At 57.4% G+C, this 20,995-nt stretch carries 16 protein-coding genes; 4 read left to right on the top strand and 12 right to left on the bottom strand.

Annotation, left to right across the window (positions count from 1 at the left end):
- Positions 1-23: 23 nt before the first annotated feature.
- The 3 genes from mdoH to NAT21_RS06675 all read right to left on the bottom strand — a co-directional run bounded on the left by mdoH (position 24) and on the right by NAT21_RS06675 (position 5,858).
- Positions 24-2,525: a glucans biosynthesis glucosyltransferase MdoH gene (gene mdoH, locus NAT21_RS06685; RefSeq protein WP_250936578.1), complete on the bottom strand. Its 2,502-nt coding sequence runs from the start codon at positions 2,523-2,525 to the stop codon at positions 24-26.
- Positions 2,518-4,110 carry a glucan biosynthesis protein G gene (locus NAT21_RS06680; RefSeq protein ID WP_350355160.1) on the bottom strand — a complete coding sequence of 531 codons (1,593 nt, stop codon included), beginning with the start codon at positions 4,108-4,110 and terminating at the stop codon, positions 2,518-2,520. Before NAT21_RS06680 ends, mdoH begins: the two co-directional genes overlap by 8 nt.
- Before the next feature lie 563 nt (positions 4,111-4,673).
- The gene (locus NAT21_RS06675) at positions 4,674-5,858 is read right to left on the bottom strand and encodes a multidrug effflux MFS transporter (protein WP_250936577.1); all 1,185 of its coding nucleotides are present in this window, start codon (positions 5,856-5,858) and stop codon (positions 4,674-4,676) included.
- 419 nt (positions 5,859-6,277) lie between these two features.
- On the opposite strand from NAT21_RS06675, the gene NAT21_RS06670 reads away from it, so the two are divergent.
- Positions 6,278-7,231: a formate/nitrite transporter family protein gene (locus NAT21_RS06670; RefSeq protein WP_250936576.1), complete on the top strand. Its 954-nt coding sequence runs from the start codon at positions 6,278-6,280 to the stop codon at positions 7,229-7,231.
- Positions 7,232-7,267: 36 nt separating this feature from the next.
- Here the strand turns inward: NAT21_RS06670 and NAT21_RS06665 are convergent, their stop codons facing one another.
- The 3 genes from NAT21_RS06665 to topA form a co-directional block, all read right to left on the bottom strand.
- Positions 7,268-7,513, bottom strand: coding sequence for a hypothetical protein (locus NAT21_RS06665; RefSeq protein ID WP_250936575.1), 246 nt, complete (start codon positions 7,511-7,513; stop codon positions 7,268-7,270).
- Positions 7,514-7,634: 121 nt separating this feature from the next.
- The gene (locus NAT21_RS06660; protein WP_250936574.1) at positions 7,635-8,090 is read right to left on the bottom strand and encodes a DUF6586 family protein; all 456 of its coding nucleotides are present in this window, start codon (positions 8,088-8,090) and stop codon (positions 7,635-7,637) included.
- Positions 8,091-8,102: 12 nt separating this feature from the next.
- Positions 8,103-10,730, bottom strand: a complete 2,628-nt coding sequence (gene topA, locus NAT21_RS06655; RefSeq protein ID WP_250936573.1) for a type I DNA topoisomerase — start codon at positions 10,728-10,730, stop codon at positions 8,103-8,105.
- Positions 10,731-11,103: 373 nt separating this feature from the next.
- Between topA and pyk the strand changes: the two genes are divergently transcribed.
- The gene (pyk, locus tag NAT21_RS06650; RefSeq protein ID WP_250936572.1) at positions 11,104-12,576 is read left to right on the top strand and encodes a pyruvate kinase; all 1,473 of its coding nucleotides are present in this window, start codon (positions 11,104-11,106) and stop codon (positions 12,574-12,576) included.
- 75 nt (positions 12,577-12,651) lie between these two features.
- Here pyk and NAT21_RS06645 read toward each other — a convergent pair whose 3' ends face one another.
- The 3 genes from NAT21_RS06645 to NAT21_RS06635 are packed head-to-tail and all read right to left on the bottom strand — an operon-like array spanning position 12,652 to position 16,575.
- Positions 12,652-13,272 (bottom strand): NUDIX hydrolase, encoded by a 621-nt coding sequence (locus tag NAT21_RS06645; RefSeq protein WP_250936571.1) that lies wholly within the window; start codon positions 13,270-13,272, stop codon positions 12,652-12,654.
- Between the two features lie 36 nt (positions 13,273-13,308).
- Positions 13,309-15,108 (bottom strand): sodium-extruding oxaloacetate decarboxylase subunit alpha, encoded by a 1,800-nt coding sequence (gene oadA / locus NAT21_RS06640; protein ID WP_250936570.1) that lies wholly within the window; start codon positions 15,106-15,108, stop codon positions 13,309-13,311.
- Between the two features lie 51 nt (positions 15,109-15,159).
- Positions 15,160-16,575, bottom strand: coding sequence for an acetyl-CoA carboxylase biotin carboxylase subunit (locus tag NAT21_RS06635; protein ID WP_250936569.1), 1,416 nt, complete (start codon positions 16,573-16,575; stop codon positions 15,160-15,162).
- 171 nt (positions 16,576-16,746) lie between these two features.
- Here NAT21_RS06635 and NAT21_RS06630 point away from each other — a divergent pair, with 171 nt between their 5' ends.
- Both NAT21_RS06630 and NAT21_RS06625 read left to right on the top strand, forming a co-directional pair.
- Positions 16,747-17,721 (top strand): LysR family transcriptional regulator, encoded by a 975-nt coding sequence (locus NAT21_RS06630; protein ID WP_250936568.1) that lies wholly within the window; start codon positions 16,747-16,749, stop codon positions 17,719-17,721.
- Positions 17,722-17,798: 77 nt separating this feature from the next.
- A complete protein-coding gene (locus NAT21_RS06625; protein ID WP_250936567.1) occupies positions 17,799-18,812 on the top strand; it encodes a zinc-binding alcohol dehydrogenase family protein in 1,014 nt (337 codons plus the stop codon).
- A 66-nt stretch (positions 18,813-18,878) separates the two neighbouring features.
- On the opposite strand, the gene dcd is transcribed toward NAT21_RS06625, so the two are convergent.
- The 3 genes from dcd to NAT21_RS06610 form a co-directional block, all read right to left on the bottom strand.
- Complete coding sequence (gene dcd, locus NAT21_RS06620; RefSeq protein ID WP_250936566.1) at positions 18,879-19,445, bottom strand: dCTP deaminase; 567 nt, start codon at positions 19,443-19,445, stop codon at positions 18,879-18,881.
- A gap of 69 nt (positions 19,446-19,514) precedes the next feature.
- Positions 19,515-20,318 (bottom strand): iron-sulfur cluster carrier protein ApbC, encoded by an 804-nt coding sequence (apbC, locus tag NAT21_RS06615; RefSeq protein ID WP_250936565.1) that lies wholly within the window; start codon positions 20,316-20,318, stop codon positions 19,515-19,517.
- 119 nt (positions 20,319-20,437) lie between these two features.
- Positions 20,438-20,899 (bottom strand): tellurite resistance TerB family protein, encoded by a 462-nt coding sequence (locus tag NAT21_RS06610; RefSeq protein ID WP_250936564.1) that lies wholly within the window; start codon positions 20,897-20,899, stop codon positions 20,438-20,440.
- Positions 20,900-20,995: the final 96 nt, after the last annotated feature.

The following is a 20,995-nucleotide window of genomic DNA, read 5'->3' as shown; positions in this document are numbered from 1 at the left end:
CGATAATCCGGGCGGTTTTTTCATTACACGAAACGAGGCGGAGGACGATGCTCGTAGGTCTCGTCCACCCACGCCGGATAACGATCCCGTTCGTTCCACACCGTATAGTGCAGGCGCGAGAGCAGTACCGGATCATCCAGCAATTGCAGACGCAACGCATTGGGTACCTGCTCAGGCCCATGCTCAAGCACTTCTTCCAGATAACGGCGACGACTGCGCTCAAGCGCCGGTGAAACACCGTGACGTGCCACACCCATGGCACAGGCAAAGGCATTTTCGACCGGATCCACCACCGCATCGATGAAACGAGGCGTCTCGCGCAGTGCTTCGGCATGGCGAACATAGCGCTTGGTCGCCCGAAGCTCGCGCGCCGGGTTGGCTTCCTCGGGAATAAGGAACAGGCGGGAAGCGCGGGACTTGAGCCCGAGACCTACCTTGCTCGAAATGACCGATACCGGGATCGACAGCATCAATGCGCCGACAATCGGCGCCAGCCACCACAGGAACCGGGGGTCAAGATAATAAACGCCAGCGGTCCAGACAACGCCCAGTATCGTCTGCGGCCCGTGACGCATAATGGCTTCCCGCCAGGGAGTTTCACTGCTGTCACGCGATGGCGAGGTCCATTTGATCTTGATACCCAGCAGTGCTGCCAGAACAAAGCGGGTATGGAACAGCATCCGTACCGGTGCCAGCATCATGGAAAACAGCGATTCCAGCACCATACTGAGGCCCAGACGCCCCCGACCACCATACCACTTGGCGCCTTTCACCCAGATCAGGATCACACTCAGGATCTTGGGCAGAAACAGCAGAGTCAATGTGGTAGAGAACAGGGCTACTGCCTTGCCCGGGTGCCATTCAGGCCACTGGGGATGCAGCATGCCCGGCTCAGGGAAATACACCGGTGCAGACAGGGTATGCACCGCCAGCATCGCCGTGGAAAGCACCAGGAACAGGAACCACAGTGGCGCCGAAAGATAGGACATCACCCCTGTCAGGAACACGGCACGGTGCACCGGGTGCATGCCACGCACCATGAACAGCCTGAAGTTCATCAGGTTGCCGTGACACCAGCGTCGGTCCCGCTGCAGCTCTTCAAGCAGACTCGGCGGCATTTCCTCGAAACTGCCCGGCAGATCATATGCAATCCATACGCCCCATCCCGCCCGACGCATAAGCGCCGCTTCCACGAAATCATGCGACAGGATTTCTCCGGCCAGCGCGCCCTTGCCAGGCAACGGAGCCAGCGAGCAGTAATACATGAAGGGTTCAACCCGGATAATGGCGTTGTGCCCCCAGTAGTGCGATTCACCCAGCTGCCAGAAGTGAAGCCCGGCCGTGAACAACGGCCCATAGACGCTGGTCGCAAACTGCTGCAGCCGCGAATACAGGTTGTTGCTGCCGGCAGCCACCGGTGCCGACTGAATGATACCGGCATTCGGGTTGGCTTCCATCAGCTGAACAAGACGCTTCAGGCAGGTGCCGGTCATGACACTATCGGCATCCAGTACCAGCATATAGCGATACTGACCGCCCCAGCGTCGGCAGAAATCATCGATGTTACCGCTTTTGCGTTTCACGCGACGGCGGCGACGGCGATAGAAGATATGGCCAAAGCCATCGACTTCCTTGCACAAGCGCATCCAGGCATGCTGCTCGGCCAGACACAGCTCCGGGTCATAGGTGTCACTCAGAACATAAAAGTCGAACAGGCGTCCTTCACCACTGCGCTGCACCGACTCATAGGTGGCCTTGAGTCCTGCAAAGACGCGATCAACATCCTCGTTACAGATCGGCATGACCAGTGCGGTACGGGCACTGTCCTCGATGGCCGTATCAGGCGTCGCCGAGGCCGTGATGCTGAAACGGTCACGTCCCTTGAGCAACTGGAAAAACCCCATCAGGGCCGTCCAGAAACCCGAAGAGACCCACGCAAACAGCAGCGCAAACAGAATCAGGATGGCGATTTCAAGCGGTGCCGTGCCCTTGTAGGGCAGAATCGAGGTCATGTAGGTAACGGCCATGGCACTCTGCGCTACCGTCAGCAATATCAGCACCCAACGACGCGCGGAGCCGACTTTCTGCCAATGATGGCGACTGGGCGCGACCGGCGCCTCTGTCTTTCTCTGCCACGGTTTAAGCGTGCCCTGCTTGAGCTTCCTGGATTTGGCAAAGCGCTCGAACGGGCTGGTCGTCCAGGGCTTGGGAGCCATGGGCGTGCGCTTGAGTGGCGGCGCCGTATTGATCTGGCTGCGTCCATCCGCATCCGGTTTCAATACGGAAGGCGGTGCCAGTGGCGAGGCACCATAGGCCAGCTCGAGCCGCTTGAGAATACTGCCATTGGCCGCATCCTCGCCCTCAAAGGTGGCATCAGGCGACAGACTCTGGTGCAGTTCGAACAGGGTCGAATGCGCCGCGCCGCCAGACAGCAGGTCACGGCGCTGCCCGGGATGACGTACCTCGAGCGCAAGGCGCTCGAGGTAATCCTGGGCGGGACTGGAAAGGGATGAATTGTTACTCATTGGCAGCTTGCAACATATAGCTCCAGGTCTCGGAGAGCGCACCGCCCTGATCATTCGTCAGACTGGCGCGCAGCTCCACGGGCTTGGCTGCATCCTTCGGTTTGACATTGATGGACAGACGATAGCCACCAGTGGCCGAGTTGCGCTGTACTTCCGTACGCGTGACATCTCCGTTCGCACCAGTCGTCACGTTGGCCTTCGGCGTGGTATTGCCATCCAGAGCCTTGAGCGTCGGACCTACATAGTCGATCACGAATTCGGTGGATCCATCACTCTTGCGTACCAGATTGTCCTGCAGGACTTCCCCGGCGCTCCTGCGTGTCTGGGAAACCCAGGCATTGTCCGGATCATGATAGCGCGGCTCGTTCATCGTCCAGCTGATGCGATAATCATAGTTGAGTGGCTGGTCAACGCCTGGCAAGGTCGTCGGACGCCAGTAGGCCACGATATTATCGTTGGTTTCGTTGGGCGTCGGGATCTGTACCAGCTCGACCTGACCTTCGCCCCAGTCATTCTTGGGCTGAATCCAGGCACTGGGCCGCAGGTCATAGCGGTCGTGCAGATCTTCGTAGTCATGGAAGTCATGGCTACGCTGCATCAGACCGAAGCCTTTCGGGCTGTTGGCCTCAAAGGAGTTGACCTGGAGCTTTCTGGGGTTCTGAAGCGGACGCCATAGCCACTCGCCGTCGGCGGCATTGATTGCCAGACCATTGGAGTCGTGAATCGCCGGCCGATAGTTGGTTGTGCTGCTGGGCTGGCTCGGACCGAACAGGAACATGCTGGTCAGCGGGGCCACGCCGAGTTTGGTGACTTCATGCCGGCGGAACAGGCGGGATTTCACATCAACGATGCTGTCTTCACCCGGACGCAGAACAAACCGATAGGCGCCAGTCATGCTGGGTGAATCAAGCAGTGCAAAAATGGTCAGGTACTTGTCACCCTTCTCGGGCTTGGCAATCCAGAATTCCTTGAAGCGAGGGAACTCCTCACCGGAAGACAACGCCGTATCGATAGCCAGCCCGCGACCGGATAAACCGTAACGCTGCCCTTCACCAATGACGCGGAAATAGCTGGCCCCCAGGAAGACCATGATTTCCTGCTTGGTCTCGCTATTGATCGGATAGTTGACCCTGAATCCGGCAAACCCCAGATCCTTGAGCTTGGACTTGTCGATCTTCAGGTCGCCAAAATCAAAATCATCCGGCGTGTATTTTACCTTGTGCACATCGTCGGCAGTCGGGCCATCGATTTCATTGATGGTCACCGGCGTATCGTAATGCATGCCTTCGTGGAAAAAGCTCAAATCAAAAGGCAGGTTTTCATCGCGCCACAGGGAGTCCTGCGCCTTGAACTGGATCTTGGCATAGTCCTTGTACTGCAGATTGGCCAATTGATCCGGCAGATTGCTTTCCGGCTGGCTGTAGTTCTGGTCCGACAGCGCCTTGGCCTTGTCGGCCACATCATCAAACCCGAAGGCGAAGGCGTGCTGGGCAGCCATGATGGAAGCGATGCCGAAGGCCAGTACAGGCAGACGGCGTGAAAGACGCCCCGTTACCGGGGTAATTGCAGCTTGACCTAGCGTCACGGGTAAACTCCTCATGCGCGATTATAATTCCATTTATATGGTGATTCTCTTCTGACTGAAACACGTGCTTCAGACCATGTCAGGCATCACCACCACCAAAGTCTATCCGGCATTAAGCTATAAAGGCCATATCGAATCAACACCCTGTTTTTCATTCACTTTTACTGTTTACACAGCAATAAATGGTCAAAAGGCGCTGAAAATCATCAAATTCCACCTGTTACCGTAACAAATTTCACACACCTGGCAGGCATCGGTTGGTAACCGCTTGTTGCCGGGAGTAGCGCCCCGGCATGGCCTTTTGGACCGCTTGAACGGCGCCCGGTTCATCAATATTACGTACAGGTCACGGGCCGAATTAATCCAGATTAATCGTATTCTACCACTCATTAGCTGCTTGCAACTCGGCCAGGATGATCGCTGCGCTGATACAACTTCATGCCAGCATTACATGAATGTACAGGGACCGAAGTCTGGCTGCCCCCTGTAACCTGTTATCGGCGACATCGGGCAATCAGAGATGCCCCATACTAAAATAAATGGACATGCCAGGCTGCCTGGCGCTATGGAAAGACCCCGATGGCCCGATGCCGTCCGACCAACAGACCCGCGCCCAATCCTGCGGTACAAAGAGTCCCCATCATTAAATATGGCGAAAAAGGCAGGTGAGTAACCAGCGTCGCCAGTGCCGCACCACCACTCATCTGGCAACAGCCGAACAGGGCCGAGGCACTGCCAGCACGATCGGAAAATGGCTCGAGTGCCAAGCTCAGTGCTGAACCAAGAGCCAGCGAAAAGCCAACAGTGAAGACCGCAACAGGCACCATGAAGCTCCAGGCTGATGGTGCCAGCCCCCACCAGCTCACCAGGAACATGATGCCGGCCAGCAAGGCGACCGCCAGCCCGGCCCTGAGCGTATTATTACGCCCATGCCGGTCGATCAGGCGCGTAGCCCCGGCAAAGGCAGCAATGTTAACCAGTGCATTGGCACCAAAGATCATCCCGAAGGCCAGCCTTGAAAACCCCAGTTCATCCATGAGCAACAGCGGTGCCGCCGTGACGTAGACAAGAATCCCCCCCATGCCGAGCGCACCCAACAGCGCCAGGAACAGAAACCGGGCACTGAGCAGCATGGGCAAAAAACGATGAAATCGGTACAACGGTCCGGTCAGACGCTTTTCGGCAGGCAGGGTTTCAGGCATGAATCGCAGGCAGGCCAGGGCACCCGTCAATGCAAACAGCCCCATGAAGGCAAACGTCGTTCTCCAGCCGTATAGACTGGCCAGCCCTCCGCCCAGTACCGGTGCGACCGCAGGAATAATGCACAGCGCGCCATTGAGCAGGCTATAGACACGCGCTCCCTGATGAGGAGAGAAGGCATCTCTGACCGCTGAAAAGGCCACGACAGACCCGATGCAGGCCCCGATGCCCTGAATGATTCGACCTGCGTAAAGCAAGGGCAGACTGCTTGACAACATGCCGCTCACGGCCCCTAGCGTATACAGAAGGCACCCCAGAATTGCCCATGGGCGACGACCGAAACGGTCCGTCAATGGGCCAGCCAGCAGCTGGCCCAGCCCTACGGTAAAGATAAAGAGCGTGATGGTCAGTTGAAGTTCGGCATTGGCTCCCCCCATGTCAAGGCGCATTTGCGCCAGGGAAGGCAGATAGATATCAACCCCCATGGGCGTCAGCATGACCAGTACAATCAGAAGAAGTATCCAGCCCTTTCGCATGTCAGCGTGCATCCGAGGCCTCCATCGGCCATCGGGTCAACGCCGATACCATTACTGCCCGAAACTCCATTACCGGAGCAGGGGCATGCTGTTTCATGCGGTCACTTCCTGCATAAAAAGTGGTCATTGCATCCTCTGAATACAAATGCCACAACGCACATGTGGCATATAATAAAAACGACTAACCTAGTTTTAAGGCAACATGCGTCAAGGGTGCCTGAATATCAACACCGGCGCAGGGCCGTGGATGTTCACCCTGCGCTGGCACTACGCCCTGACTATTGAAGAGCATCCAACGATAATACGTCTGTAACGCCCCGATGCCGACCAGATCTCCTGACCTGTCATTGACGTCATGCACGTTTTTGAATGGCGATCGAGGCGCACCCTATATAATGAGGCGGCCCTGCCCCTACACAACGGAACATATCATGGACACGGAATCGTCTTCTCCCGCGGATAAATATGATGAGGCCAGTGCCCAAGCACAGGCCCGAGAAGAGCAGGAAGCTGCGCTGGAGGGAGACAGCGAGGAAGGCAGCGAAGCCCTGGACGAACAACAACTCCCTTCCCAGGCGGCGGCTGTTCATGAGCGACTGCGTATTGATGGTGAAAAGGAACTGGAGCGTGACACCTTTGCCCTGCTCTGGTCTGCCATTGCCGCCGGCATCTCCATGAGCGCGTCCATGATGGCCAAGGGCATCTTTCATACCCACCTGCCGGAAGGCTCCAGTGCCGCCTTTTTCATCGAGAACCTGGGGTATACCCTGGGGTTCATCATTGTCATTCTCGCCCGACAACAGCTGTTTACCGAAAACACCGTCACGGCCGTGTTGCCGGCCATGAGCCACCCTACGTTCAAGAACTTTGTCTGCCTGATGCGCCTGTGGGGAGTGGTACTGATCGGTAATATCCTGGGCGCAGGACTGGCGGCCTTCACCTTCCTTCACCTGCCCATGTTCTCCACGGAAGTATCGGCATCCTTTGTCACCATTGGCGAGCACGTCCTTGAAAACACGACCATGGAAATGTTTTCCAAGGGCATTGTGGCCGGCTGGTTGATTGCCACGCTGGTCTGGGTGCTACCGTCGGTCGAGAATGCCAAGGTCTGGGTTATCCTGATCGTGACCTATGTCGTGGCCATCGGGGAGTTTACCCACATTATCGTGGGCTCAAGTGAAGTGCTTTATCTGGTCTTTGACGGTCGTGCCACCTGGGGCGACTTCCTGTTTCATTTCGGCCTGCCCACCCTTGCCGGCAACATCATGGGCGGCACCTTTATCTTTGCCCTGATCAGCCATGCTCAGATTCGTAACGACATGGATGTTCAACGTCAGGGGAAACGCGGTGCATGGCTTTACCAGCAACGGCAGCGCAACCGCTGATCACCCATGAAAAAAGCCGGCGAATGCCGGCTTTTTTCAATGTACGGTGGAAGACGGCTGGTCGTCTTCATCTGCAGGGTCTCCCCCTTCCCAGAGCCTGGAACGTGTCAGGGCATGATCGATCATTTCCCGCGCAATATCGAAACGACTGTCCTTGAGCATCTCCAGCGCATCCTCGGAAAAACGAATGCTGACCAGGGGCTCATCCTCACTCTCGGAAGAGCGTAGCACGACCTCGCCATCGTCAAGCTCAACAATTTCCAGTATGGCTGTGTCGGTCATTATCCACCTTTTTTGCGTCTGGCCGGTGTTGCTCGGCAGTTACCCGCCATGAATAAAAAACGACCATGGCAAAAGCCATGGTCGCTGATAACACAAGTTTACCACTCCGGCGCCGCAGACGTCACCACTCCTCATTCGTATGGCGCAGGGCAGCGGCCAGTGCCTTGAATTCAACGACAGCCTGGGTCAGCACCTCCCGGCGGGAAAGGCGAGTGGTGGCGATCATGACCTCACCGGCCGCCGGCGTAGCCGCACGACCGGCAGGCACTACCGCCGCACACTCATCCAGCAGCAGTGACAGCCAGCTGTCGGGCCGGCGCAACAATTCTGCCAGCTGGATCAGCTCTGCACGTTGAATGGTCGATGCCATCAGCTGCCCACGCCACTGGCCTGACTGCCAGAAAGTACTGTCATCGATCTCGACCAACAAACTCACCAGGGCCTGCTCGAGCAACAACGCTGCACCCTCTTCCAGTGCCCGAGTACGCGCGACCAGGGCGTCATCCGGCACACTATCAATGCGCAGCAACAGGTCAGCCTCGTATACCAGTCGATTGGTCTCGCCCCGTTGGCTCATGCCGTACGCCTCTTATTTACGCTTGTCATCGACCTGCCAGTGACCGTTTTCAAACGTGGCCTTCCATCCGGACGCCTTGCCACTGTCATTATCGGTCATGACATACTGGGTTTTGGTCTTGCGCGAGAAACGAATCTGCGCATCACGTCCATCCGGGTCTTCATCAGGCGCCTGCAGCAGAAAATGATACTTCTCTGGCAATGCCTTGCGATGCGCCTTGAGTTCCTTCACCAACGGCGGGCGGGTTTCCCGATTACGAGGAAACTGGCTGGCAGCCAGAAACAGACCACTGGCGCCGTCACGCAGCACGTAGTGATCATCGACCTTGCGACACTCAAGCTCCGGCATGTCGATCGGGTCCATTTTCGGCGGTGCGGCCTCCCCGCTTTTCAGCAGCTTGCGGGTATTCTTGCACTCGTCATTGGTGCAGGCAAAGTACTTGCCGAACCGGCCGGTGCGAAGCTGCATATCCGCGCCGCACTTGTCGCATTCAATGGTCGGGCCTTCATATCCCTTGATGCGAAACTTGCCTTCCTCGATCTCGTGGCCACTACAGTCCGGACTGTTACCACAGACATGCAGCTTGCGATGCTCATCAATCAGATAACTGTCCATGGCGGTGCTGCATATCGGGCAGCGCCGCTTGGCACGAAGCGCATCGGTCTCGGCTTCATCATCGGCATCGGCCGGCACCGCCTCTTCACCGGGCAGCAGATCAATGGTCTGCTTGCAGCGCTCCTTGGGCGGCAGGTTATAGCCCGAACAGCCCAGAAATACTCCGGTCGAGGCAGTACGAATCTGCATGGGACGACCGCAGTTGGGGCACTCGATGTCGGTTTCGACCGGCTGGTTCGGCCGCATGCCTTCATCACTTTCGGCCAGAGCCAGCTTGCTGCTGAAGTCGGTATAGAAATCGTTCAGCAGGGCCTTCCAGTTGCGCGCACCGTCTGCCACCTCATCCAGCTCATCTTCCATTTCAGCCGTAAAGCCGTAATCAAGCAGGTTTTCAAAGGATTCGACCAACCGGTCAGTCACGATTTCGCCTAGCTTTTCCGCGTAGAACCGCCGACTTTCGAGACGAACATACCCGCGTTCCTGAATGGTCGAAATAATGGCTGCATACGTTGAGGGCCTGCCAATACCGCGCTTTTCCAGTTCCTTGACCAGACTCGCTTCGGTGTACCGTGCCACCGGTTTGGTGAAGTGCTGCTGCGGATCAAGCCTGATCAGCGACAGGGTTTCGCCTTCCTTGATATCGGGAAGCTCCTGATCGTCCTGTTTTCCACCGGGCTTCTGAACACGGGTATAACCGTCAAATACCAGCACCCGCCCCTTTGCACGCAGCTCGTGATCAGCGGCATGAATGGTCAGCGTGGTCGATTTGTACTGGGCAGGCACCATCTGGCATGCCACGAACTGACGCCAGATCAATTCGTAAAGCCGTTCGGCATCACGCTCCATCCCGACCAGATCGCTTGCCTGGCGCGTGACGTCACTGGGCCGAATGGCCTCGTGAGCCTCCTGTGCACCGGACTTGCTGGAATAGACCATCGGTGAGTCGGGCAGATATGTCTCTCCGAACTGGTCCGTCACGTAACGACGCGCCATCTCGATGGCATCCTTTGACAGGTTGGTCGAGTCGGTACGCATGTAGGTGATATAGCCTGCCTCATAGAGACGCTGGGCCATCATCATGGTCTTCTTGACCGAGAACCCCAGTCGGCCACTGGCAGCCTGCTGCAGGGTCGAGGTAATGAATGGCGCACCCGGCTTGCTGCTGGTCGGCTTGTCTTCCCGCGATGCAATCCGGTACTCGGCACCTTCAAGCGCTTCCACATGCGCTTGGGTTTCTTCACCGGAGGCAGGTCGAAACGCCACCCCGCCGGCCTTGACCACATCAAAGCGCAACTGATGCGCCTGCCCCTGCAGGTCAGCATGCAGATCCCAGAATTCTTCCGGGACAAAGGCCCTGATCTCCCGCTCCCGATCAACAATCAACCGAACGGCGACCGACTGAACCCGGCCGGCAGACAGGCCACGCGCGACCTTGCTCCATAAAAGGGGCGACACCATGAAGCCCACGACACGGTCCAGAAAACGCCGCGCCTGCTGAGCCGATACGCGATCGTTATTCAGCTCACCCGGGGTTTCAAAGGCGCTCTGGATGGCATTTTTAGTAATCTCGTTGAAGACTACGCGGCGATAGCGCTCGGGCTCGCCACCAATGATTTCCCTCAAATGCCAGGCGATGGCCTCCCCTTCGCGGTCAAGGTCGGTCGCGAGGTAGACCGCATCAGCCTTCTCGGCGAGCTTTTTAAGCTCATCGACCACCTTTTCCTTGCCAGGCAGTACCTCGTAACGGGCTTCCCAGTCGTTGTCGGGATCCACCCCCATTCGCCGCACCAGCTGCTCGCGCGCCTTCTGCTTCTTGTGAGCGACCTTCTCTTCCGGCGACATCTTGCGGGTAATGGCCGCCTGACGGGCACGCTCGGATGGGTCAGTCGCCGTTTTGCCGGCACCGCTGGTGGGCAGGTCACGTACGTGACCTACGCTCGACTTCACTATGAAATCGCTGCCAAGGTATTTATTGATGGTCTTGGCCTTGGCCGGCGACTCGACAATCACCAGTGACTTACCCATAGGTCTCCATCTCTTCGTGAGCAGCCCCGCCGTGAATGCGTCAACACCGGCGCCATGGGCTGCTTGAGTGTGCAAAAATGCGCCTACACTACCCTGGCGTTTTATCAAGCGCCAGTCAGGGTAGACAACACCGATCTCATGCCGAGAGTTTTGACAGCCGCCGGCCGGCATTGGAATACTCGACCGCTACAGGGCATTCATCCAGTGCTAGAGTAGTAGCCTATATAAACAACGGACTCATCGTTTTGTCGATCCTGCCGTTCAAAACGATCCTATCGCAATGACCGTGATACAGAAGCGTCTTTTCGCTTCACGCGGAGCAAGATGTAGTAACATGACTACATCCTATTTTTCGCCCAAGGAGACAAACCCTATGCCGTATGCGTTGCACGACCCCATTCGCCGTACCAAGATCGTTGCCACTCTGGGGCCGGCCAGTGACGAACCCGGTGTGCTTGATGCCATGGTCAAGGCCGGGGTCGATGTCGTTCGCCTCAACTTTTCTCACGGCAGTGCAGATGATCACCGCCAGCGCGCTGAAGCCGTTCGCGAAGCGGCAGCACGCCACCACCGCAACGTGGCTATTCTGGGGGATCTGCAGGGACCCAAGATTCGTATTGCCCGCTTCAAGGATGGCCCGGTTACGGTCCAGGACAATGACAAGTTCGTAATTGACATCTCTCTGGGCCGCGATGAAGGCGATCAGCATCAGGTTGGCTGCGACTACGAACAGCTCGCTGATGATGTCACCAGCGGCGATGTGCTGCTGCTTGACGATGGCCGCGTGGTCTTTGAAGTCGAATCGGTCGAAGGCAGCAAGATCAACTGCCGCGTACAGGTCGGTGGCAAGCTGTCCAACAACAAGGGCATCAACAAGCAGGGTGGCGGCCTGTCCGCGTCGGCATTGACCGACAAGGACAAGGAAGACATGAAAACCGCCATTTCCATTGATGTGGACTACCTGGCCGTATCCTTCCCCCGCTCGGGTGAAGACATGAAACTGGCGCGTCAGCTGCTGGGCGAGGAAGGCAAGCACATTGCACTGGTCGCCAAGGTCGAGCGCGCAGAAGCCGTCAACGATGAAGCGACCCTTGATGGCATCATCATTGCTTCTGATGCGGTAATGGTCGCCCGTGGTGATCTGGGTGTTGAAATCGGTGATGCACAGCTGATCGGCGTCCAGAAGCGCATGATTGCGCGTGCACGCCAGCTCAACCGGTCGGTTATCACGGCCACGCAGATGATGGAATCGATGATCGAGTCGCCACTGCCGACCCGCGCTGAAGTATTCGACGTCGCCAACGCTGTACTGGACGGGACTGACGCCGTAATGCTGTCGGCCGAAACGGCCGCGGGCAAGTTCCCGGTTGAAACCATCGAAGCGATGAACCGTCTGTGCCTGGGTGCCGAGCGTGAGCGCGCTGCACAGGAATCCAAGCACCGCATGAATGAAGGCTTCACGCGCATCGATGAAACCGTTGCCCTGTCTGCCATGTATGCAGCCAACCACCTCAAGGGTGTCGCTGCCATCGCCTGTCTGACCGAAACCGGTTATACCCCCCTGCTGGCCTCGCGTATCCGCTCCGGCCTGCCGATCATTGCCCTTTCAGGCCACAAGCGCACGCTTCGTCGCATGGCCCTGTACCGGGGGGTGACGCCGATTCTGTTCGATACCGATGACATGCCGAACAGTGAGGTCAACAAGCGGGCCATTTCCGAAATCGAAAGCCGCAACATTGCCTCGGAAGGCGACTACGTCATCCTGACCCGCGGTGACCACATCAATGCCCAGGGCGGCACCAACAGCATGAAAATCGTTCAGATTGGCAGCCACATCGGCGACTGATACTGAATGAACGGAAAAGGCGGCTCAAGAGCCGCCTTTTTCATGTCTTCCATTTAGGCTGCAGCAGACTCGCAATCAATCAGAGCTCACTGTGGTCACCTCGCCCGTGGCAAAGGCCCAGCACTGATGGATATCTTCAGCAATGGTTCGTCCCAGCGATAATGGCGGCAAGTCATCCAGTGCAAAAAAACGGGCATCATCGGTTTCGGTATTGGGTACGAATTCGCCACCCACGTGATCACAGAGATAAAACAGCTTGTAGACATGATCCGGCGTGGGGTAGGCATAGGGGTGCATACTGCGATCCTTCAGCATGACCAGGCGCGGATTGATGGCTTCGTGTCCGGCCTCTTCGAAGATCTCGCGAATCACCCCCTCGGAAGGCCCTTCACAGACATCAGCCCATCCCCCGGGCAGAGCCCAGCGACCATCCCGATGCTCCTGCACCAGCAGTATTTTTCCATCCCGAAACACGGCGCCCCGCACGTCTACCTTCGGGGTCGCGTAACCGGCATCGGGAATAATGAAATTCTCTACCCGGCTGACCGGCACATCTGCCAGCACGGCGAACATCTGGTTGGTCAATACTTCGAGCTGGCGATACCGCTCCAGCTCGAAGTGATTGGTGGTATAGGTCTGTCCGGTCTGGGCAATGGAGCGCAATTGCCTGGCGAACGTCACCCAATCATGCTCCATCACCCCTCCCGCTCTATCTTGAATATGGCGTTGATCCTACTCGATCTCGACCAGCACTTCACCCGGAACAACCCGATCACCCTTGCCAACATGAATGGCCTTGACCGTTCCAGCCACCCGCGCCTGAATTTCAGTCTCCATCTTCATGGCTTCGGAAACCAGTACGGCCTGCCCCTCCTTGACGCTGTCTCCGACACTGACCAGCACATCAACGATATTGCCGGGCATCGAGGTGGTGACATGGCCTGGCGCACTGGCCTGAAGCCGGCCGGATCCCGACTCGTCACGGACATACTCACCACGTGCATCGAAAACCACCTCTTCAGGCATGCCGTCCAGCGTCATGTAAATGCGACGCTTGCTGCCATCGGCACTGCCCACCCCCGTGATCTGCACTTCATAGGACTCGCCGTGCACATCGATCACGAACTCGGTGGGCACGCCTTCACTGACAGGCCGATCCGTGGCAGACGTTCCAGGGATCGCTTCGGGCACCAGCGTGCCGTTACGACGGTCCTTGAGGAACTGCTCCCCCAGATCCGGGAACATGGCGTAGGTCAGTACATCTTCGGCACTTTCGGCCCACTCGGCACTGGCTTCTTCCAGCCGCGCCATTTCCGGCGACAGCAGATCAGCCGGACGCCCTTCTTCTACCGGTGCATTGCCGATGGCCTGCTTCAGCAGGGCAGGATCCACTTCGGCAGGCGCCTGACCATAGCCACCCTGCAGATAACGCTTCACTTCGTTGGTGATGGTCTTGTAGCGCTCGCCGCTCAGTACGTTCATCACGGCCTGGGTACCGACAATCTGGGACGTCGGTGTCACCAGCGGCGGATAACCGAGGTCCTTGCGCACATGGGGAATTTCGGCAAACACGTCATGAATGCGTGACAGGGCATTCTGCTCTTTCATCTGGCTGGCCAGGTTCGACATCATGCCGCCCGGTACCTGATTGATCTGAACCGATACATCTTCCCGGGTAAACTCACTTTCAAAGCCGGCATACTTTTTACGCACTTCGCGGAAGTAGTCGCCGACTTCCTTGAGCGACTCGAGATCCAGCCCGGTATCGAACTCGGTGCCCTTGAAGGAGGCCACCATTGACTCGGTAGCGGGATGGCTGGTGCCCCCTGCAAAGGCCGAGATACAGGTATCCAGATGACGACAGCCTGCTTCCACGGCCTTGATCTGACACTGGGAAGCAAGCCCGGCAGTCGAGTGACCATGAAGGTGAATCGGCACGTCGACAGCATCCACCAGCGCCTTGACCAGATCATGGGTTGCGTAAGGAGTCAGGAGCCCGGCCATGTCCTTGATCGCGATGGAATCTGCGCCCATGTTGACCAGATCGCGCGCCTGCTGCAGGTACAGATCCACGGTATGCACCGGGCTGACCGTATAACAGATAGTGCCCTGCGCATGCTTGCCGGCATCCTTGACTGCCTTCATGGCGGTTTCAAGGTTACGCAGATCATTCAGCGCATCGAATACGCGGAAGATATCAATGCCGTTAGCCGCCGAGCGCTCAACGAAGGCCTTCACCACGTCATCGGCGTAATGACGATAGCCCAGTAGATTCTGACCGCGCAGCAACATCTGCAGCGGGGTATTCGGCAAGGCATCCTTGAGCGCTGCAAGACGTGCCCAGGGATCTTCCTTCAGAAACCGTACGCAGGCATCAAAGGTGGCGCCCCCCCACACTTCCAGCGCGTTGTAGCCGATGCGGTCCAGCCGGTCACAGATCGGCAGCATGTCTTCGGTACGCATCCGGGTAGCAATCAGGGACTGATGGCCATCACGCAGAACCACATCGGTGATATGGACGGTTGAACTCATGGGGTTACTCCTGATCAGACAATTATCGTTGTAGTAATCTTCGACACACCATCACAGCCCGGCATGGGCAGCAATGGCGGCGGCAATCGCCAGTGCCACCCCTTCGGGATGACGCTTCTCGGAATAATTCAAAAGCTCTGGATGCGCCGGGACAAATCCGGTATTGAACCGGCGAGCACGAAACTCCGGATGACGCAGGATTTCCTGATAATAGGGTGCGGTCGTCTTGACCCCCTGTACCCGCATATCATTCAGGGCCCGAATGCCTCGCTCCAGCACGTCATCCCAGGTCATGGCCCAGACCACCAGTTTCAGACACATGGAGTCAAAGTAGGGAGGAATGTCATAGCCGGTATAGATCGCGGTATCGACACGCACCCCAGGACCACCGGGAGCGTAATAACGGGTAATACGCCCGAAGGTCGGCAGGAAGTCGTTTTTGGGATCTTCGGCATTGATGCGAAACTGCATGGCAAACCCATGCAGCATGATATCTTCCTGGCGATAGGTCAGCTTCATGCCTGCGGCGATGCGGATCTGCTCGCGTACGATGTCCACACCGGTAATTTCCTCGGTGATCGTGTGCTCGACCTGTACTCGCGTATTCATTTCCATGAAATACACTTCGTTGTCGCGCACCAGAAATTCGACCGTACCGGCGTTTTCGTACCCTACCGCTCTCGCCGCCTTGACGGCCTGCTCACCGACGTAGGTGCGCTGCTCGGGCGTCAGCTGCGGGCTGGGGGCTACTTCGATAAGCTTCTGGTTACGGCGCTGGATCGAGCAGTCCCGCTCGAACAGGTGAATCACGTTACCGTGGCTGTCAGCCAGAATCTGCACTTCAATGTGAAGCGGATCGACAACACACTTCTCCATGAATACATCTGCGCTGCCAAATGCCTTGGTAGCTTCTGAAATAACCCGATCCCAGGCCTGGTCGAGCTGATCAGCACTATCGCAGCGCCGGATGCCGCGTCCGCCACCGCCGGAGGTGGCCTTGAGCATGATCGGGTAACCGATCTCCTCGGCCAGTGTCAGAGCCTCCTGCTTGTTGGCAAGGTTCCCTTCCGAGCCCGGTGTCACAGGCACGCCAGCCTTGATCATCGAAGCACGTGCATGTGTCTTGTTGCCCATCCCGGCGATGACTTCCGAGGCTGGGCCGATAAAGGCAATGCCGGCCTGATGGCAGATACGGGCGAATTCATCATTTTCTGACAAAAAGCCATACCCCGGGTGAATCGCATCGCAGCCGGCTTCACGTGCCAGATCCACAATGCGCCTCGGATCAAGATAGCCTGCAAGGGCATCATCACCGATGAAATGCGCCTCGTCAGCCCGTTTCACATGCAGGGAAAATCGGTCAGGGTCGGTAAAGATTGCCACACTAAGGATGCCCATTTCAGCGCAAGTGCGTACAATGCGCACAGCAATCTCACCGCGATTGGCAATCAATATCTTCTTGAACATTCTGGCGGCTCTCCGAAGGTTATTATTGTGCACTGTCATACATGCCAAGAGGCACGCTGACCCGGCACCGGCCATGTCAAGCCACCTTAGAGAAGGTTCAACCAATATCAAAGTTGATATTTTTTTGCCAGACTATAATGTATTGCTTATACCTCAACGGCAGGGGTCGTCATGTCCCGCGTTAACTTATTGAACAGGCTGACCTTTCGCCAGCTTCAGGTATTTCAGGCAGTTCACCGCCAACAGTCCTACTCGCGTGCAGCCGAGCAACTCGGGCTGACGCAACCCGCGGTCAGTGCTCAGATTCGCCAACTTGAACAGGCCCTTGAGCAGTCACTGTTCAAGTATGCCGGCAAGACATTGCATATCCTGCCCGCTGCCGATGCGCTGGCAGCCTCCGTCAGTGCAATCTTCGGCGAAGTATCAAGCCTTCAGATGGAACTTTCCGAACTGGCAGGCAAGATTCGTGGCGAGCTGAATATTGCCGCTGTCAGTACGGCCCAGTATGTCGTACCCCATATTCTGGCTCGCTTTCGCGCCCGCTACCCCGAGGTTCAGATTCGGCTTCGCGTCGTGAACCGAGGTCAGGCGCTTGAACGGCTGGCCGAGCGGCGTGACGACCTTGTCATCATGGGCATGGTGCCGGATGACCGTAATCTGACCTTCATGCCGATTCTCGATAACGAAATGATTCCCATCGTCTGGCCGGGCCACCCTCTGATGACCAGCGAGCGGCCGACGCTGGAGGATTTCACCCGCTATTTTGTACTGATGCGTGAACCTGGCTCCGGTACCCGTACCGCCTTCGAGGAGTTCATTACCCGGGAGCGCACCTCGCTTCTGCACACGCTCGAACTGGGTTCCAACGAAGCCATCAAACAGGGCGTCATGGCGCATCTGGGGGTGGCGGTACTTCCCAGGCTATCCGTGTCGCTCGAACTGGCCTCCGGCCTGCTGGCTTCGCCGGATATTTCAGGGTTCCCGCTACGCCGCTCCTGGTGCACCGTCTACCCGCGCGATCGTTACCCGACACCGGTGACCGAGCTTTTCCTGCGCTTCCTGCATGAAATACTGCCTGAGCTCAACGCCCATTTCCGTGCGCCACGCACCCCGGTCAATGGCCCGAGCTTTTTCTGTACGCCATGAGACAGGAAGCAGCCATGCATTCATGGATGTTCCCATCTATGCTGTAGCCCATGGAAAAACCAGTACAGGACCCTCTCATGAAAGCAGTGACCACCACCGGATCAGAACTTCCCACCCCGGACAGCTTCAGCATCTCAGAACTGGAAACGCCCCACCCGGGACCTGGCGAGTTGCAGGTACGCATTGAAGCGGTCTCGGTCAACCCGGTCGATACCAAGGTACGTGCAGGCCACCTCAAGCCGATCGATTCTCCCATCACTCTGGGCTGGGATGCCTGCGGGCAGGTCAGCGCAGTGGGCCCTGACGTTCAAGGATTCAAAAACGGCGATCGGGTGTACTACGCCGGCGATGTTACCCGGCCAGGCTGCAACAGCGAGTATCAGTGCATTGACCATCGGCTGGTAGCCGGCGCGCCTGATAGCCTGGAACCCGAGGAAGCTGCCGCCCTGCCCCTGACGGCCCTGACGGCATGGGAGGGCCTGTTTGACAAGCTGCGCCTTGATGAAGGCAGCCAGGCACACCAGGGTGAACGCCTGCTGATCATCAATGGCGCTGGCGGTGTTGGTTCGATTGCCATTCAACTGGCGCGCGCCCTGACCGGCATCGAGGTTATCGCTACTGCATCAAGGGACATGTCACGCCAGTGGTGTGAAAGCCTTGGCGCACATCACGTGGTCAACCACCACGACCTGGTCAATGACCTGACATCACATGGCATTGACCAGGTGGATTATATCTTCTGCTGCCATGACCTGAATGCGCACTGGAACAACATGGCTCATCTGATTGCCCCGTTTGGCGGCATCGTGGCAATTGTGGAAACCGGTGATGCACCCAACATTACGGATCTCCAGTCCAAATCCGTCAGCCTGCACTGGGAGTTCATGTTCACGCGCAGCATGTATGCCTTCCGGCCTGAACGACAGGGACAGATTCTTGCACGACTGGCCGGGCTGGTGGATGCCGGCAGTGTTCGTACCACACTCAATGAGATCATGGGCCCCCTGACACCGGATAACCTGGCACAGACCCATCAGCGACTTGACGATGGCCATGCCATCGGCAAGCTGGTTCTGACCGTCATTCCCTGATGCAGCAGCAGGACATGAAAAAGCCCGGGATGTTCCCGGGCTTTTTCAATATCAGGCTCAAACTGCTCAGGTACGCGGCAACGTAACGCCTCGCTGCCCCATGTACTTGCCACCCCGGTCCTTGTAGGACACATCACAGGGCTCATCCGATTCCAGAAACAGCATCTGTGCCACGCCCTCATTGGCGTAGATCTTGGCCGGCAGAGTGGTGGTGTTGGAAAACTCGAGCGTCACATGTCCCTCCCACTCGGGCTCCAGCGGCGTGACATTCACGATAATGCCGCAGCGCGCATAGGTCGACTTGCCAAGACAGATGGTCAACACACTCCGCGGGATTCGAAAATACTCCACGGTGCGCGCCAGTGCGAAGGAGTTGGGCGGTATAACGCAGACATCCCCCTTCACATCAACAAAGCTGTTCTCATCAAAATTCTTGGGATCAACCGTTGCCGAGTGGATGTTGGTAAATACCTTGAACTCATCCGAACAGCGCACGTCGTAACCATAGCTGGAAGTGCCATAGGAGATGACCCGTCGCCCCTCTTCCTGACGGACCTGATCATACTCGAACGGCTCGATCATGCCCTCCTGCTCGGCCATGCGGCGAATCCACTTATCCGACTTGATACTCATGAACTGGCTTTATCCTTGGTAGGCAGGACCACCTGCAAATGGCCCTGTGTCAATCATTGTAGGCAGTAACTATTCAAAACTGATCGAAGGGCCCGTCGATGCAACCCGGGCACCCAGTGACTCATCCACCTCACCGGCCATTCTGGCAAAGGTAGTCGCGATATCACTGTCAGGTGCGGCAACCACCGTTGGTCGACCGCCATCCACCTGCTCGCGTATGGACATCGTCAACGGAAGCTGACCCAGCAGGCGGGTATCATACTGCGCCGCGATGCGCTCGCCGCCTCCGTCACCGAATACGGCCTCTTCATGACCGCACTGCGAGCAGACGTGGGTACTCATGTTCTCGATCACGCCAAGGACCGGTACCTTGACCTTGCGGAACATTTCGATACCACGACGGGCGTCCAGCAACGCAATATCCTGCGGTGTCGTGACGATCACCGCACCGGCGACCGGCACCTTCTGTGCCAGTGTCAGCTGGATATCACCGGTACCTGGTGGCATGTCAATGAAGAGATAATCCAGCTCTCCCCATCGGGTCTGGTCAAGCAGCTGCTGGAAGGCGCCTGACACCATCGGCCCTCGCCAGGCCATGGCGGTCTCTATATCCGTCAAAAAAGCCATCGACATGATCTTCATGCCATGCGCCTCAAGTGGCAGCATGGTCTTCTCATCAACAATCTTCGGACGTGTTCCTGGCGCAATGCCCATCATCTGCGCCTGACTCGGACCATAGATATCGGCATCCAGCACGCCGACACGCTTGCCCCTTGCCGCCATCGCCAGAGCCAGATTGGCCGTCACGGTAGACTTGCCAACGCCTCCCTTGCCGGAAGCCACTGCCACAATGTGCGTAATAGTGCCTGTCATACCCTTCTCCCTGCCGCAACATTCAATTCAGTGCAACGCTCGCGCTCGCGATACAACGTCCGTGGCCGACGAGTATAACGCGGCACCGACGACAAGCACACGGCAACAGCCCGGCACTATCATCCAGCGGCGTCACGCTGCGACTGCACCTGAACCTTGGCCCGAATGAAGTCGCTGTGGCTTAAAAACAGCAAGTCGGCCAGCTTGCGAATACGGGCCTCTTCAAGCGGTGCCAGCTCCCCATCCGCCCAGGCAATCTGCCACATGGCGCACAAAAGGTGGAATCGGTCCTTTTGGGGAAGCTGGTCGTTGAGCAGCCGCACGAACTGATAGTGATCCACCGCGGCATCCGTTTCCTGACGCGCCAGCGTCATCAACTCATTGACATCCGGGGCTGAAAGGTTGAACTGACGCACCAGTGCAGCCTTCATCACCTCTACTTCCTCCGGCGCTACGGTCTGATCAGCCCGCATGACCTCACAAAGAATCGCCGCACTGGCAAGCTCGACCGAGATCTGATTACGCCGCTGATCATCGTCGGACATCATGCGGTCAAAAAACTGCTGTATGGCATCAAACATGCTGCTCTCCTGTTCTGCCCATGCGGGTTGATGGCCGTTCACCTTACGCTACGGGCATCAACACGCTAGAATCATGGGCATTCATCGTGGCAGACG

This window comes from Larsenimonas rhizosphaerae (assembly GCF_023700005.1).
Classification (GTDB): domain Bacteria; phylum Pseudomonadota; class Gammaproteobacteria; order Pseudomonadales; family Halomonadaceae; genus Larsenimonas; species Larsenimonas rhizosphaerae.
This window is presented reverse-complemented; position numbering and strand designations above follow the sequence as displayed.